The 15,751-nt window shown below is 66.4% G+C and carries 12 protein-coding genes; 7 read left to right on the forward strand and 5 right to left on the reverse strand.

Features of this window, described 5'->3' with window-relative positions:
• Positions 1-110: 110 nt before the first annotated feature.
• Together K369_RS21260 and K369_RS21265 are read right to left on the reverse strand one after the other, a co-directional pair.
• Positions 111-1,700 (reverse strand): DNA polymerase Y family protein, encoded by a 1,590-nt coding sequence (locus K369_RS21260; RefSeq protein ID WP_051949560.1) that lies wholly within the window; start codon positions 1,698-1,700, stop codon positions 111-113.
• Positions 1,627-2,415: a hypothetical protein gene (locus K369_RS21265; RefSeq protein WP_245278262.1), complete on the reverse strand. Its 789-nt coding sequence runs from the start codon at positions 2,413-2,415 to the stop codon at positions 1,627-1,629. The genes K369_RS21260 and K369_RS21265 overlap by 74 nt, the downstream gene beginning before the upstream one ends.
• 650 nt (positions 2,416-3,065) lie before the next feature.
• Here K369_RS21265 and K369_RS25750 point away from each other — a divergent pair.
• Positions 3,066-3,806 (forward strand): class I SAM-dependent methyltransferase, encoded by a 741-nt coding sequence (locus tag K369_RS25750; RefSeq protein WP_084570769.1) that lies wholly within the window; start codon positions 3,066-3,068, stop codon positions 3,804-3,806.
• Positions 3,807-4,056: 250 nt separating this feature from the next.
• Here the strand turns inward: K369_RS25750 and K369_RS21270 are convergent, their stop codons facing one another.
• A complete protein-coding gene (locus K369_RS21270) occupies positions 4,057-4,245 on the reverse strand; it encodes a 4Fe-4S dicluster domain-containing protein (RefSeq protein ID WP_018267040.1) in 189 nt (62 codons plus the stop codon).
• A gap of 237 nt (positions 4,246-4,482) precedes the next feature.
• On the opposite strand from K369_RS21270, the gene K369_RS21275 reads away from it, so the two are divergent.
• A complete protein-coding gene (locus K369_RS21275; RefSeq protein WP_036293994.1) occupies positions 4,483-5,778 on the forward strand; it encodes an O-acetylhomoserine aminocarboxypropyltransferase/cysteine synthase family protein in 1,296 nt (431 codons plus the stop codon).
• A gap of 1 nt (position 5,779) precedes the next feature.
• On the opposite strand, the gene K369_RS21280 is transcribed toward K369_RS21275, so the two are convergent.
• Complete coding sequence (locus K369_RS21280) at positions 5,780-7,189, reverse strand: cytochrome P450 (RefSeq protein ID WP_051949454.1); 1,410 nt, start codon at positions 7,187-7,189, stop codon at positions 5,780-5,782.
• Between the two features lie 221 nt (positions 7,190-7,410).
• On the opposite strand from K369_RS21280, the gene K369_RS21285 reads away from it, so the two are divergent.
• The 3 genes from K369_RS21285 to K369_RS21295 all read left to right on the forward strand — a co-directional run bounded on the left by K369_RS21285 (position 7,411) and on the right by K369_RS21295 (position 12,506).
• Positions 7,411-9,075, forward strand: a complete 1,665-nt coding sequence (locus tag K369_RS21285) for an acyl-CoA dehydrogenase family protein (protein WP_036293996.1) — start codon at positions 7,411-7,413, stop codon at positions 9,073-9,075.
• Between the two features lie 354 nt (positions 9,076-9,429).
• On the forward strand, positions 9,430-9,894 hold the full coding sequence (locus tag K369_RS21290; RefSeq protein WP_036296145.1) for a host attachment protein: 465 nt from the start codon (positions 9,430-9,432) through the stop codon (positions 9,892-9,894).
• 134 nt (positions 9,895-10,028) lie between these two features.
• Complete coding sequence (locus K369_RS21295) at positions 10,029-12,506, forward strand: TonB-dependent receptor (protein WP_036293998.1); 2,478 nt, start codon at positions 10,029-10,031, stop codon at positions 12,504-12,506.
• A gap of 12 nt (positions 12,507-12,518) precedes the next feature.
• On the opposite strand, the gene K369_RS21300 is transcribed toward K369_RS21295, so the two are convergent.
• On the reverse strand, positions 12,519-13,325 hold the full coding sequence (locus K369_RS21300; RefSeq protein WP_245278263.1) for a transporter substrate-binding domain-containing protein: 807 nt from the start codon (positions 13,323-13,325) through the stop codon (positions 12,519-12,521).
• A 141-nt stretch (positions 13,326-13,466) separates the two neighbouring features.
• On the opposite strand from K369_RS21300, the gene K369_RS21305 reads away from it, so the two are divergent.
• Positions 13,467-15,425: a glycosyltransferase family 2 protein gene (locus K369_RS21305; RefSeq protein ID WP_051949455.1), complete on the forward strand. Its 1,959-nt coding sequence runs from the start codon at positions 13,467-13,469 to the stop codon at positions 15,423-15,425.
• Between the two features lie 4 nt (positions 15,426-15,429).
• The gene (locus K369_RS21310; protein ID WP_036294002.1) at positions 15,430-15,723 is read left to right on the forward strand and encodes a ribbon-helix-helix domain-containing protein; all 294 of its coding nucleotides are present in this window, start codon (positions 15,430-15,432) and stop codon (positions 15,721-15,723) included.
• The last annotated feature ends 28 nt before the right edge of the window (positions 15,724-15,751 follow it).

The following is a 15,751-nucleotide window of genomic DNA, read 5'->3' on the forward strand; positions in this document are numbered from 1 at the left end:
GTTCATCCGCGCGTCGCAAGAGAACGTCGCGAGGAGAGCATGGTTCGGTTTCGCCCCGAACCGTGACGATAAGATGACGCGGCGGCCCGGACCGTCATGCGAAGGGGCCGTCAGAACAAGCCATGCACGAACCAGCGCGGCGGCCGGCTCTCGCGGCCGAAAAGCCCTTCGCGAAACAGCCAGAAGCGTCCGCCCTCCCGATCCTCCACATTGAAATAGTCGCGAGTGGCGGCGTTGTCCGGCGCGCTCCACCATTGCGGGGCGATGCGCTCCGGCCCCTCATAGGCCGCGAGCTCGTGCAGCAGCCGACGCCAGCGGAAGCGCAGTGGCGGCCCGTCGGGCGTGAGCGCCACCGCCTCGATCGGCTCCGGCCGCTCGAACAGCCGCAGAGGCCGCGCCGGGACGCCCGCGCGGAGATAGGGAGGCGGCGCGGCTTCTTCCACCGCCGCGGGGGCGGGGCCGGAGGCGGGCCGCAGCGTGACTGCGAGCTCTGGAATATGCGAGGCCTGCGGATAGGCCCGCAGCACGCGGCGCGGCCCGAGCCGCGCGCCGAGCCGATCGACGAGATCGTCCAGCCGCGCGTCATGTGCATTTTCTCGCGCATTTTCCTGTCCGGCCAGATCGATTTTTCCGAGGCCGAGGTCCTCCTGCGGCGCATCGCAGCGCTCGACCCGCGCGGCGCCGAGCCGCAGCACGTCATAGCCATAGCCCGTGTCGAGTCCTTCCTCCGCCAGCACGGCGAGGCGCTCGCGCAGCAGCAGGGCGATCGTGTCTGGATCGCGCAGCGGCCGGCTGGTTCCCGTCTCTATATGCGCGACGGCGCCGTCGACGCGGTAGAAAACCGCCTCCAGCTCCCGCGCGCCGACGCCATGGCGCTCGAGCAGCAGGCACAGCTCGTGGGCGAGGCCGTGAAGCGTGCGCTCTATGTCCTCCTGCCGCGTGAGCCCTTCGGGAAAGCGGCGCTCGGCCATGAAATCCGGGGCCTCGAAGCGTGGCGAGATCGGCTCGCGGCGGCGGCAGGCGATGGCGTCGAGCCGCATCATGGCCTCCGCCCCCAGCCTTGCCGTGAGCGGCGCGCGCGGCCGCGCCAGCAGATCGCCGAGGCTGCGCAGCCCGGCGCGGTCCAGCCTCTGCCGGGCTTCCGCATCGAGATCGAGCGCGGCGATGGGAAGGCCGGCGGCGATCGCCTCCAGCTCCTCCCCGCTCGCCCCCTCCGCCACATGGCGCCGGCGGGAGAAGCGCGCCAACGCGCGCGCCAGCGCCGGGCCGGGCGCGATCGCTCCTCTCGCCGCAAAGCCCTGGGCGGCGAGGCGGCGCTCGACCTCCGCCAGCAGCGCCGCCTCGCCGCCGAAGAGATGCGCCGCTCCCGAAATATCCAGGAGCAGCCCATTCGGCGGATCGGCCGCGGCGAGCGGGGTGAAGCGACGGCACCAATCGGCGATCCGCCCCAGCAGCTCGGCGTCGGCCTGCGGGTCGGCCTCGGCCAGCCGCAGGGCGGGGCGCATGGCGCGCGCGTCGGCGACCGCCATGCCGGGGACGAGCCCGGCCGCCTCGGCGCGCGCGTCGACGGCGGTCAGCCGTTCGGCGCCGCCGAGCTTGGCCCAGACGGCGAAGGGCGCCTCCGCCTCAGGCGAGGGCGCGTTTTTGCGCGCGAGCCGGTCGGTCGCAAGGCGCGGCAGATGCACGGCGAGACAACGCATGGAAAGGCGCCCCATGGAACTCGGCCTCCTGATGATCGAAAACAATGTCGCGCCAGGCCTGCGGGTCGAAGGCGCCGACGAGGCCGCGCGCCTTGACGACGCGCAGACGAAAAGCGGGCGGGCCGGGCAGGGGCCGCGGCGCGCCCTCGGCCCGTGGCGGCGGCGCGCCGGCGGCGATCTCGAAGCGCGCCTCGGCGGCGCTGGCGAGCCTTTGCGCGGCGCCGGCCGCGCGCGGCAGCAGCAGCAGGCCGGCGCAATCGCCGCGGCGGGCGGCGAGCGCCAGCCGGCGCGAGGCGGTGAGGTCATAGGCGCTCGCATCGGCCCAGCTCTCGGCGATGACGACGGCGGCCCCGCTCTTCAGCGCCTCCTCCATGGCCCAGAGCGTCTCGCGCGGGCGGCGCGTGCGCGCCAGCACCAGAAGCTCCGGCGGCAGGCCCGCCGCCTGCAGGCCGCGCCCATAGGGCAGGCCGAGCTCGCGCGCCGCCATATCCTCGGCGATCCAGACGATCCCGCCCTGCGGGCGCAGGCGCAGCCGGCGCAGCGCCAGGGCGAAGGCGAAGCCCGCCGTCGCAGCAGCGTCGGTCGGCCGCGCCGGCAGCGCCTCGCGCAGGCCGCCGCGGCCGGGATCGAGCAGGCGCGACAGCCCCTCGTCCCGCGGAGCCGCCGCAGGCGCGGGCGCGCCGCCCGCCTCCAGCGCGGCGATCCGACGACGCAAAAAAACAATGCGTTCCGATGAGCCGCTGCGCGACATCGGGTCCCCGATCTCCAGATTGTTTCCTATTTGTTCTCATGCTGACTCCGCTGAGGGGGAGAGTCAAGCGGGGAAGATTTCCGGCCCTTTTTCGACGCAGGGCTCTGAATTCGGGTTAATGGCGAGCTGCCGTCATGAGTCTTGGCTTCGCCCCGTTCAGTTAGAAGCCGCCTCTGATGCTTCTCGACCTTGATCATCGACGAGCCACGCGAGTCTTTGCGCGTCGCGCATCCGCTTCGCGAGGTGCTACTCCGTCTGCGCGTGCGACCATTCCGACGGCATCGCCGCCTTGTGCGATGAGAATATCAGTTTCATGCGCCGCTATTTGCCCTATGCGCACGGCGCGCCGGGCGGATGCGGGCTCTTTGCTCATGAACCGCGTCGATCGGGCGCTGTTTTCTTCGGCCTTCACTGCCTGGGTGCGCGAGACTTGGCCGACAAAGATTTGGGGCCGGCTGTCAATCAGATTGACAGGGGGGCCTCGCCTTGTCACGAGAGCGAGAAACTGTTACCTAGGCTCGCCTCCTACGAAGGTTTTTCGCGGTCTTTAGGTTAGAGCGGCAAGCGAAATTGCCCTTCAAGATCGTGTCGAGCAAAAACAAGGACTTACATCGATGTCTGGCCGCCACTTTGATCACGCTAGCGCCAACAACGAATGGGGAAATTTCGCGACAAATCGCTATCATTACGATGTAGTGCGCAATACTGGTAAAGAATCGTTTTCCGAGGAATTCCTCAGGCATTTGAGGGAGCTTAATAAAATTGTTATTTCCCACGAGTGTCATTTTGAGGGAAGCAACTTTTACTGTAACGGAACTAAATTAGAAGGCGAATTACTGCCAAACGAATCTTTGGCTTCCGCGCGACGCAATATTTGGCGCGCGGCTCGGTTCAAGAAATCCGTTTTAGAAATAGGCGTTAACGCTGGGCATACCGCGTTGCTTGTATTGATGTCGAGCCCATTTGTAAAGTATACTGGCGTAGATATTTGTTTGAACCCCTATGTCACGGGCTGCGCGAATTATCTCATGCAGCAATTTCCTGATCGCTTTCGATTTCTGCAAGGAGACTCGCGAGAGGTGTTGCCTGCTCTTTCGAACAGTTCCTCGCGGGGATCATTCGATCTTTTCCATGTTGATGGTGGCCACAGCGTCGAGATATGTCGTGATGACTTGAACAATGTTTTATTGCTCGCCGATGGGGCAAGATCCCATTTGATTCTGGATGACATCAACGCGGAATGGATTTTTGATTTATATGCCGAATTTGTTCTCAATGGACCGCTTCAGACTGAAAATCTGAGCGGTGACTGGGAAGACACCAATAGGCATATTCTTGCTAGAATACTGCCGTGATCTCAGTCTTCGCGCTGGGTCTCCGGCTTAGACTAGAGCATTTTCTCATCTGAAGCTTCTTGCTTAGAGCAAATTCTCGTCGACCTAATGATCTGTCTGGTCGAAAAGCGCTCTAACGGATGTCTGCAAGGAAAAAGCGGCGGCGCGCTAACGCGCCAAGCCGCGGCAAACAAACACGGTTCCGCCCTCCCCAGCGTATTCCCGCCGGGGAGGGCTGCTCATATCGCCGACTATCTCGTCGCGTTTGGCGTCACGCAGGGACGCAAGTGTCTGGAACCGGACAAACCTCGGCGCAATGCGGAGACTCGCCGTCGCATTCCGTGCACTTCTTGGGGTCGATGATATAGGTGTCGCCCTTCATGCGAATGGCGGCGGTCGGACAGTCGAACTCGCAGGCGCCGCAGACGGTGCATTGCGACGCGATAATCTTCAAAGCCATGTAACTCTCCCCGATCGTTCCTTGGACGCGGCGCCCGCGAAACGGCGCCGCGCGTCTCGACGCGACAAAAGGGGGCAAGCAAGAATCGTTTCAATTTGCATCCGCCGGCTCCGCTCGCGGCGGATCGCCGCGCCGGCGCGTCCTGTGGCGACCTCGAAATCCCACATTGCCCGTAGACTAATAATCCGGTTAAATCCGCCAGCGAGCGCGCCGCGGCGCCAAAAAACGAGGACGGAAATGCCGATCGACAGCAAGCATCCCGAGACACTGGCCCTCCACGCCGGCTGGCGTTCCGATCCGACGACCGGCGCCGTCGCGCCGCCCATCTATCAGACGACCTCCTACCAGTTCCGCGATACGGAGCACGCCGCAAATCTCTTCGCGCTCAAGGAGCTGGGCAATATCTACACGCGTATCGGCAATCCGACGACCTCCGTGCTCGAGGAGCGTCTCGCCGCGCTCGAGGGCGGCGTCGCGGCGCTCGCGCTCGCCTCGGGACAGGCGGCCTCGGCCTTCGCGCTGCAAAATCTGGCGCGCGCCGGCGACAATGTCGTCGCCTCCACCGATCTTTATGGCGGCACCTGGAATCTCTTCGCCAACACGCTGAAGGACCAGGGCCTCGAGGTGCGCTTCGTCGATCCGAGCGACCCGGAGAATTTCCGCCGCGCGACCGACGATCGCACGCGCGCCTATTACGCCGAGACTCTGCCGAACCCCAAGCTCACCGTCTTCCCCATTGCGGAAGTCGCGGCGATCGGCCGCGAGTATGGAATTCCGCTCATCGCCGACAACACCGCGGCGCCGCTATTGGTGAAGCCGCTCGAGCATGGCGCGGCCATCGTCGTCTATTCGACGACCAAATATATCGGCGGCCATGGCACGTCGATCGGCGGCGCCATCATCGACGGCGGCAATTTCGATTGGGAGAAATTTCCCGAGCGCCAGCCGGCGCTCAACACGCCGGACGCCAGCTATCACGGCGCCGTCTGGGTGGAGGCGGTCAAGCCGCTCGGCCCCGTCGCCTATATCATCAAGGCGCGCACGACATTGCTGCGCGATCTCGGCTCCGCCGTCTCGCCCTTCAACGCCTTTCTCACTCTGCAGGGCATAGAGACGCTGCCGCTGCGCTTGGAGCGTCATGTCTCAAATGCGCAGGCGGTCGCGGATTTTCTGTCGAAGCGCGCCGAGGTGACGAAGGTCATTCATCCCTCGCGCCAGAGCGGCGCGGAGCGCGAGCGCGCCGATAAATATCTGAAGGGAAAATATGGCGCGCTGGTCGGCTTCGAGCTCGCCGGCGGCCTCGAGGCCGGCCGGCGCTTCATCGATGCGCTGAAGCTCTTCTATCATGTCGCCAATATCGGCGACGCTCGCAGCCTCGCGATCCATCCGGCGACGACGACGCATTCGCAGCTGTCGCCGGAGGCGCAGCTCGCGACCGGCGTCACGCCCGGCTATGTGCGTCTCGCCATCGGCATAGAGCATATCGACGATATTCTCGCCGATCTCGATTCCGCGCTGAAGGCCGCAGCCTGAGTCACGCAACCCTGGCGTCATGCGCCGCCCGTCGGGTCGGCGCATGTTTCGCGAGCGGCGTCAGGCGCAGCGGCAGCGCGCCTTTCGGCCGCAAGGCGAAGGTCGGCGCCAGCTCCAGCCGATGGCCGGGGACGGTCTCGAAGCGGAACTCGCGCAGCAGCGTCGCGACGATGGTCGCCATCTCCGTCAGCGCGAAGCCCATGCCGACGCAGATGCGCGGCCCGGCGCCGAAGGGCAGATAGGCGTAGCGATGGCGCGCCTTCGCCCGCTCCGGCGAGAAGCGGTCGGGGTCGAAGGCGGTCGGCTCCTCCCACAGCTTCTCGTGCCGATGCAGGCACCAGATGAGCACATAGATCGGCTCTTTCGCGGCGACGCGATAAGCGCCGAGCGTCGTGTCCTCGCGCGGCTGGCGGCCGAGCGCGGCGAAGGGCGGGAAGAGCCGCATCGATTCTTGCAAAACCTGCCGCGTGAAAACGAGGCTCTCCACCGTCTCTGGCGTGATCTCGCCGTCGCCGGCGACGCGCTCCGCCTCCTCGCGGGCGCGCTGCTGGCTCGCCTGATCCTTGGCCAGCAGCCAGAAGGTCCAGGCCAGCGCGACGGCGGAGGTCTCGTGGCCCGCGAGCAGAAAACCGTGCAGATTGGCGACGAGCTCCGCGTCGGTCATCACACGGCCGCTCTCCGGGTCCTTGGCCGAGAGCAGAAGGCCGAGAATATCGCGCGTCGGCTCGGGCCGGGCGCGACGCTCGGCGAGCAGCTTCACCGTCTCCTCATGCACGAAGCGCGAGCCGGCGCGGGCCGAGAGCAGGCCCGGATAGGGCGTCCAATCCGGCGGCAGGCGGAACATCACCGCCAGCATGCGCCAGGCGAAGCTGCCGAGCACCGGCCGCAGCGCCGCGATGAAGCGCTCGCCGTCGAAATTCTCCGAGGCGCCGAACACGGCCTTTTCGATGACGGCGAAGGTCGTGCGCGACATGGCCTCGGTGATCTCCACCGTGGCGCCGTCGCCGAGGCGCCGCCACTCCTCGGCCTGCGCCTGCGCGCAACGCACGAAATAGGGCACGAGCGCCAGAATATTTTCGTAACGAAAGGCGGGCGAGATGGCGCGCCGCTGCCATTTCCATTCGGCGCCTTCCGAGAAGAATAGCGTGTCGCCCTCGACAGGTCCGCGCAGGGCCTTGGCGGCGATGTCGTCGCGGCGAAAGGCCTCGGCGCGCGTGACCAGCAGCTCCTCGATCAGCTCCGGTTTCACGACATAGTGCATGCGCGGGAAAAAGGGCCACAGGCCTTTGGCGGTGAAGAAATCGGTCCGATAGGCCTCCGGCGCGTAATTCTCGAGGTAATTGCGCGTCACCGCCAGATAGGACGGCTTCTCGCGCGGCGTGAAGGGGCTGAAATCGGGATCGTGAAACATGAGGGCCTCCGCAATGATCGAGTTCGGCAGCCCGATGCTATCGGAGCGAAATTCGCTTTTTCTGTGATCTCGAGGGCGGCGCCCTCCGCCCCGCCCGATCCAGCCCCGGGAGCCGGCTCGGACGCGGAACGGTTGCGTCCTCCCGCAATTGGCGGCATTTAGAAAAAATCCTGTCACCACCCCCGGCCCCGCCGGGCCTGTCCCAGAAAGAGCGAGAGAGAATGAGCGCTACCGAGACCACCTCCACGACCTGGCTGCCCGACGCCAAGGCGGCTTTCGCCTCCGTGGAGGCGCTTTACGGCCGCGCGCTCGCCGCCGTCCGCGCCCGCGTCACCAAGGACGGCAAGCTCTCCAATGAGCTGATCGAGGTGGAGCAGCACGCCGCGCACGGCCTCTCCTGGTTCGCCACCTATGTGCAGGGCCTGCGCGAGCTGCTCGCCTACGCCGACCGCCTCTCCGGCGAGGGCGCCTATGGCGAGGTGGAGAATCTGCTCACCCGCATCGCCTTCGCCGAATATCTGGCGCAGGTCTTCGGCGGCATTCCGATGAGCCAGGGCGAGATCGTCCGCCTCTCCGATTTCGGCCTCTCGCCCGCCGATATCGCCGCCGCCCATATTCCGCAGGTGGACAGCCTCATCGCCTCCGGCCTCACCAGCGCCAATCGCGCCCGCCTCGCCGAGCTGATCGACCACAATGGCGCCGCTGAGACGATCGGCGCCACCGGCCTCGACGAGACGCTGGAGGCCATCCGCAGCGAGATGCGCAAATTCGCCGGCGACAATGTGACGCCGCACGCCCATGAATGGCATTTGAAGAACGACTACATTCCGCTCGAGGTCATTTCCGGCCTCGCGGAGCTGGGCGTCTTCGGCCTCACCATCCCGGAAGAATATGGCGGCTCCGGCCTCGGCAAGATCGCCATGTGCGTCGTCTCGGAGGAGCTGTCGCGCGCCTATATCGGCGTCGGCTCGCTCGGCACGCGCTCGGAGATCGCGGGCGAGCTGATCCTCGTCGGCGGCACGGAGGAGCAGAAGCAGAAATATCTGCCCAAGATCGCCACCGGCGAAATCCTGCCCACCGCCGTCTTCACCGAGCCGAACAATGGCTCCGACCTCGCGAATCTGCGCACCCGCGCGACGCGCGAGGGCGACGTCTACAAGGTGGTCGGCAACAAGACCTGGATCACCCATCCGGTGCGCGCCGATGTGATGACGCTGCTTGTGCGCACCAATCCGAATGAGAAGGGCTATAAGGGCCTCTCCATGCTGCTCGCCGAAAAGCCGCGCGGCACCGATGAGAATCCCTTCCCCGCCAAGGGCATGACCGGCGGCGAGATCGAGGTGCTCGGCTATCGCGGCATGAAGGAGTTCGAGATCGGCTTCGACAATTTCGAGGTGCCGGCCGAAAATCTTCTCGGCGGCGAGGAGGGCAAGGGCTTCAAGCAGCTGATGGAGACCTTCGAATCCGCCCGCATTCAGACGGCGGCGCGCGCGCTCGGCGTCGCCCAGGCGGCGCTCGACCTCGGCCTGCGCTACGCCAAGGAGCGCGTGCAATTCGGCAAGCCGCTGTTCGCCTTCCCGCGCGTCTTCGACAAGATCGTCACAATGGCGATCGAGATTCACGTCGCCCGCCAGATCACCTATTTCGCGGCCCGCGAGAAGGACGAGGGCAAGCGCTGCGATCTCGAGGCCGGCATGGCCAAGCTGCTGGGCGCGCGCGTCGCCTGGGCCGCGGCGGACAATGCGCTGCAGATTCACGGCGGCAATGGTTTCGCGCTGGAATATCCCGTCTCCCGCGTCCTTTGCGACGCGCGCATCCTCAACATCTTCGAGGGCGCGGCGGAGATTCAGGCGCAGGTCATCGCGAGGCGCCTGCTGGAAGGCTGATCGCTTTCTCTCCCTCTCCCCGCGCGAGCGGGGAGAGGGCCGGGGTGAGGGGCGTGGGCGTTAGACACAAACGGAAAACGCCCCGAGCCCCTCATCCTCACCTTCTCCCCACTCGCGGGGAGAAGGAAGGCGGCGAAGGCCGCGCGAACGGATCGCGGTCGGGACGTGATGCGCCCCGCTCATTTCTCATAATCGATTTTCCGTCCGCATTTGGCGCGCCGAGGCCTTTTTCCGCCCTCGCGAGCGCGAGCCCGCGCCCTCCCCCGGCTGAAACGCGGCAATCCACCACGGTTGCCGTCGCCCCTTCCCCTTCCCAAATGGAGTCATGTGGGCGTTCAACGAAAGACGAAAAACATGACCAATATTGCCGTTCACAATGGGGCCTGGGTTCTCGTCGGCGACGGCCGCAGAGCCCTGTTTCTGCAAAATCACGGCGATCCCGACCTGCTCGATCTGCGCGTCGTGGAGGCGCGCGTCGACGTCAATCCGCCGACGCGCGAGCAGGGCAGCGACGCGCCGGGCCGCGCCTATGGCACGGCGGGAGCGCCGCGCAGCGCCGTGGAGAACGCCGATTGGCACGAGCTGGAAAAGGAGCATTTCGCGAGAACGATCGCCGAGCGCATCAACACCGCCGCGGAATCCGGCGAATTGAGCGAGGTCGTCATCATCGCCCCGCCGCGCGTGCTCGGCGAGCTGCGCCAGGAGCTGTCGCCCAAAGCCAAGAGCAAGGTGAAGGGCGAGCTGGACAAGGATCTGACCCGCCATCCTCTGCCCGAGATCGAGAAGGCTCTCGCGCGCGAGTTCCGCGCGGAAGGGTGAGCCGCGGCATTTTCGGACCCCGGCGCAGGGGCGGCTCTGCGCCGGGCTTTTGATTCGCTGCAAAAAAAAGCTGGACGCAGCCTCGGCTTTAATAATACTAATTTGATAGACTATATATATTAAAGGAGCGTCAGATGCGGCTTCTCCACCAACTCGCTCATCGCCCGTCATCCTCAAGCGGCGCGCTCATCGCATATGTTCTCGTCGCCTTCGCCGCCGACTCGACGATCGCGACGCGCGCCCAGGAGGCGCGCATCGAGGACGTTCGGGTCGGAGCCGAAAGCCCGGCGCGGCGAGAGGACACGACGCTGCGCGAAACGCCCCGCTCGGTCGGCTTCGTCGATTCCAAGAAGGCGGAAGAACAGCACCTCGAGCGCCTCTCCGACTTCTCCCAGCTCGTGCCGAATTATCGGCCCAACGAATCCAACCCTATCGCCTCGCGACCGGCGATCCGCGGCGTCAGCAGCACTGTCGGCCAGCTCGGCCGCGGCAATATCAACCCTGTCGGAGCCGAATTCGACACCGGCTACATCGTCGACAATATTTTCTGGAAATACGCCGGCTTCCAGGCTGGCGACCTCGTCGACATCTCGTCGTTCGAGCTGGCGCTCGGCCCCCAGGGAACGGCCGGCGGCAAGAACACGACGGTCGGCAATGTCGTCGTCTCGACGCAGCGGCCTTCCTTCGAGCGCCGGGCGACGATCGAGACCAGCTTCGCCAGCTACAGCCGCGTCATCGAGAAGCTGAACGTCACGGGGCCGATCATCGACGACAAGCTGGCCTATCGCGTGACCGCCTATTTCGACAAGGGCGACGGCTGGATCCGGGACCAGGTCACCGGCGCGAGCTATCTGAACAATGATCGCTGGGGCGTGCGCGGGCAGCTCCTCTATGTCGGCGACGACGTGACCGACCGCTTGATCTTCAGCACCGGCGCGCAGCACGAATATACGGCGATCGGCGCCTATACGACGGGACCCGTCGGCGACACGTCGCTCATCTACGCCAATGGGACATTGCCGGCGCGCAGCTACGCCCGGAATGTCGCCGCGCGGCTCGGCAAGCCCATTCTCACTTTCGATCCCTATCGCCCCTATGCCACGAACGCCGGAGGTTTCGGCGAGCGCCACCTCATGGTCTCGAACGAGCTGAGCTGGACCTTGGGCCGCCACACTCTGACGTCGCTCACCGCCTTCGGCAATTCGCGGGTGATCGGCAATAATCCCTTCGGCAATCAGGAGCTCGAGAACAGCGTCGGCGTCTTCGCGCCCTATGTCGATCAGTTCTCCCAGGAGATCCGGCTCTCCTCGCCCAAGGAGGACCGTCTCGAATGGACCGCCGGACTCTTCTCGCTCTATGAGAACGCCTGGAGCCGCACCTACACGCGCTTCGGCGCCGACGCCGCCGCCTGGTACAGCCGGCCGGCGCTGCTGCGCGGCCTGCAGAACAATCGCGACAGCAAATCGCGGACTTTCAGCATCGCCGGCTATGGGCAGGGAACCTATCACATAGACGACGCATGGGCGCTCACCTTCGGCCTGCGCGACAGCTATGAGATCAAGGAAGGCTCCGTCTTCAGCTGGGATCAGCTCTACGCCAATCAATATTCTTTCGCGCAGCAGGAATCGGCCATTCGCGCCGGCGGCGGCCAGGCCTTGTTCGACACGGGCGGCCAAAGCAAGACCTTCAACTCCGTCACCGGGATCTTCAATCCGCAATATAAATTCGACGACCATCTCCTCTTCCACGTGCTCGTCGCGCGCGGCGAGAAATCGGGCGCGATCAACAATTCGGCCCAGCCCATCCTCGACAGCGCGCTCAATTTCAAAGGCTGGCAGCCGCTCGTCACCAAGCCGGAAACCTCCTGGGACTATGAGCTCGGCGTCAACACCAGCTGGCTGGACGACCGCCTCATCGCCAATTTCAATGTCTACTGGAACGACATCTACAATTTCCAGACGAGCCTCACCGACGCCTCCTACACGGACAGCACGGGGCAGCCGATCCGCACCTCCTATCTCGGCAATGTCGGCCATCTGCGGCTGCGCGGCTTCGAGTTCGTCGGCCGATGGAGCCCTGCGGAGCGGCTGTGGCTCTCCTTCAACGGCGCCTATACCGAGGCGCGCTGGATCGACTACGCCAACGCCACGCCGCCGACCGATTGGATCTGGCCGGCGACCGCAGGCTCGCCCTCGGCGCCTCTCACTCTGTCACGCTCCAACACGCGATGGGAGAATCTGCCGCTGTGGTCGTTCAATGTCGGCGCGACCTACGACCATCCGCTCGGCCCGCTGTTCCGCGGCCTCGGACCGGAATGGGACCATCCCGTCACCGGCTTCGGCTATGTCAATCTGGCCTGGCAGGACAAGACGCAGCTCACCGATCCGCACTCTGTGCTCCAATACTGGCAGCCGCCATTCGCCATAGTGAACGCCGGCCTCGGATTGCGGACCGATGACGAGCAATACAGCCTGTCGATCTGGGCGAAGAATGTCTTCGACGAGCGGCCGCTCTATTCATGGTCGCCGGGCGACGCCAGCAATCCCACCACGATCGGCCTGCCCAGCCAGCCGCGCGTCTTCGGCGGCACGCTGCGCGTCAGGCTCTTGTGACGCGCGCGCAATTCAATAAGGCCCCACGGGAAAATATTTCAGATAGAGCTCGGCGTAGACGCCCTTCTGCGCAACGCGCGCCAGCGCGTAATCCAGCGCGCGGCGCAGCACGATATTGTTCTTTCTCACCGCCACGCCGACGCCATCGCCGAAAAAGGCGGGATCGGCGTAAGGCCCGTCCTTGAACATGCAGCAATCGGCGGCGTCGGCGCCGTTCAGCCAGAAGGCCAGCGAGATGGCGTCGCCGAACATCGCATGGGCGCGGCCCTCCTTCAGCGCCGTGCGCGCCTGCTGCGCGCTGGGATAGGTCGCGAGCGTGGAGGCGGGGAAGAATTTGCGAAGATAGGCCTCATGCGCGCTGTCGGCGGCGACCGCTATGGTGCGATCGGCGAGCGCCTCGGGCGTCGCGCCGGGCAGCACCGAATCCTTGCGCGCCACGAAGCGTCCCGGCGTCGTGTAATAGGGCTGGGTGAAATCCACCTTCTTGCGCGTCTCGGGCGTGATGGCGAAAGAGGCGATGGCGGCGTCGCCGGCGTTCTCGTCCAGAGCGGCGACCAGCGTGTCCCAGCGCCGGCGCTGAATGGTGCAGGAGATCTCCAGCTCCTCGCAAATGGCGCGCGCCAGATCGACGTTGAAGCCGGCGATGGTTCCGTCCGGCAGAGCGAAGTCGAAGGGCGGAAAATCATCCTCGGTGAGAAAGCGAATCTGCTTGATCGTCGAGAGGTCGGGCTTTTCCAGCTTGCGGGCCGGGTCCCAGAAGGAGGGCGCCGCCGCGACGACGCTGTCCGCGGCGGAGGCCGGCGCCACGACGGAAACCATCCCCGCGACGAGAGCGCAGCGTAAGCTTGTCAAAGTTCCGCATCTACGCCAAGCTTCAGCCACAGTTCTTTTCTCGCACATCATTCGAGGCCTCGCAGCCGCCCGGCGCGGCAGGAGCCCGCGCGTCGCGGAGATTAGCGTATGAGCGTGAATCCGGTCGATAGGGTTTCGCCGTATCCGCCGGCGCCCCATCGTGACGACGGGGCCGTTTTCCCGCGCCGCCGCGAGCCCGAGTCTACGCTCGCCCGCCAGCGCGCCCGCCCGGCGCCGGAGACGCCCGCGCCCGGCGCCGGCCGGCCGCTTCCCCCCGAGATCGCCTTTCTCGCCGCCCATGGCGCGCCGCTGGTCATGCTGCAATATGGCGCGACCATCGCCCGGCGGCAGGGCGTGAAGGCCGACGCCGCGCTGATCGCCGAAGGGCTGATCCCGGAGGAGCGCTTCTATCGCATTCTGGCGGCCGAGCTGCGCGTCCCTTATCTCGACGCGCCGCCCGCGCTGGAGCCGTCCGAGAGCCTGGAGCAGGACGCCGCGCGCGGCTACGCCCGCCTCGCCGAGGAGCCGCGGGGGATGCGCTGGCTGTTCGCGCCGCGCGGCGACGACATCGCCCGTCTCGTCGGCGTGACGCGCTCTTCCGCCGGGCGGCCGCTCTTCGCCATCACGCGTCCCTCCCATTTCGAGGAGGCGCTGCGCCGCTCCTCGTCGCGCCGGCTGGCGGAGGCCGCCGCCTATTCGGTGGAGCGCGTCGCGCCGGAGCTGGCGGCGCGGCGGGCGCTCGCCGGCCGCGCGCCCATCGCTTTCGCGCTCGGCAATCTCCTTCTGCTCGCGGCCTGGCTCTCGCCGGCCGGGGCGCCCTCGCGCGCCGCCGCGGCGCTGCTCGCTCTGCTGTTTCTCGCCAATATCGGCCTGCGCCTCTATTTCTGCGCGATCCGCAAAGCGGCGAGCGGCGCCGCGCCGGCGCTGGAGGAGCGCGACCTTCCGTTCTATTCCATTATCGTGGCGCTCTACGACGAAGCCGGCGTGGTTCCGCAATTGACCGAGGCGCTGGACGCGATCGATTATCCGCGCGCCAAGCTGGACGTCAAATTCGTGGTGGAATGCGACGACGCTGCGACCACAGCCGCGCTGCGCGCCGCGCATCTGCGGCCGGGGTGGGAGATCATCGTCGCGCCGCCCGGCGCGCCGCGGACCAAGCCGCGCGCGCTCAATATGGCGACGCCTTTTCTGCGCGGCTCGCTCGTCGCCGTCTTCGACGCGGAAGATCTGCCCGACCGCGGCCAGCTGCGCGACGCGGCGGCGCTGTTCGCCGCCGCGGATGAAAATCTCGCCTGCCTGCAGGCCAGCCTGTTCATCCACAATCACCGGCGCAGCTGGATGACGGCCATGTTCTGCATCGATTACGCCGTCCTGTTCGATGTGATCGACAAAGGCGCCTCCGCGGCCGGCCTGCCCTTTTTCCTCGGCGGCTCCTCCAATCATTTTCGCGTGTCCGCGCTGCGCGCCGTCGGCGCCTGGGACGCGTTCAATGTGACGGAGGACGCCGATCTCGGCCTGCGGCTGGCGCGGCGCGGCTATACGGCCCGCACCTTCGCCTCGCGCACGCAGGAGCAGGCGCCGACGCGCTTCGCCGCGCTGGTGGCGCAGCGCAGCCGCTGGATGAAAGGCTGGATGCAGACGGCGCTGGTCCATTGCCGCGATCCTTCCGCCTATTTCGCCGATCTCGGCGCCCTGCGCGGCGTCACGACGCTGGCCCTATTGGCGGGCGGCTTCATCGCGCCGCTGCATGGGCCGATCTTTCTCTTCTGCCTCGTCCATGACGCGGGTTTCGGCGCGTTGCTGGCGCCGAGGACGCTGGGCGACGGCCTCGCCAGCTTCCTCTTCTGCCTCATCGCCGCCGGCGGCCTCGCGGCCAGCGCCTGGCCGCGCGCGGTCGCCATGGGCGAGGCGGATATTGTCTGGCTCTGGCCGGCGCTGCTGCGCTGGCCGCTGTGGAGCCTGATGCTCTCCCTCGCCTCCTGGCGCGCCTTGCGCGAGCTGTGCGTCAGGCCATTCTATTGGGACAAGACAGAGCATTTTCCGATCGCCGGAGCGCGGAACCGATGAGACCATGACCCGCAGACGCGCCCGCGCGCCCTCGAGCAGGGCCGCGCCCCCCGAGCCGGCGGCCGAGGACGACAAAGCCTCGACCGTCGCCAAGCATTCGCTGGTCATCGCCGGCCACAGCACCAGCGTGTCGCTGGAGCGCATTTTCTGGGAGGCGCTGAAGGCGGCGTCCGAGGAGGAGGGCTGCTCGCTCGCCGGCCTCGTCGCGCGCATAGACGCCGGCCGCGGCCGCGCCAATCTCTCCTCCGCTTTGCGCGTCTTCGCCATGGAGCGCGCGCTCGGCCGCAAGAGCGGCTGACCGGCGTCCGCCCGCTTCCGTCCCGCCT

Source organism: Methylosinus sp. PW1 (assembly GCF_000745215.1).
Classification (GTDB): domain Bacteria; phylum Pseudomonadota; class Alphaproteobacteria; order Rhizobiales; family Beijerinckiaceae; genus Methylosinus.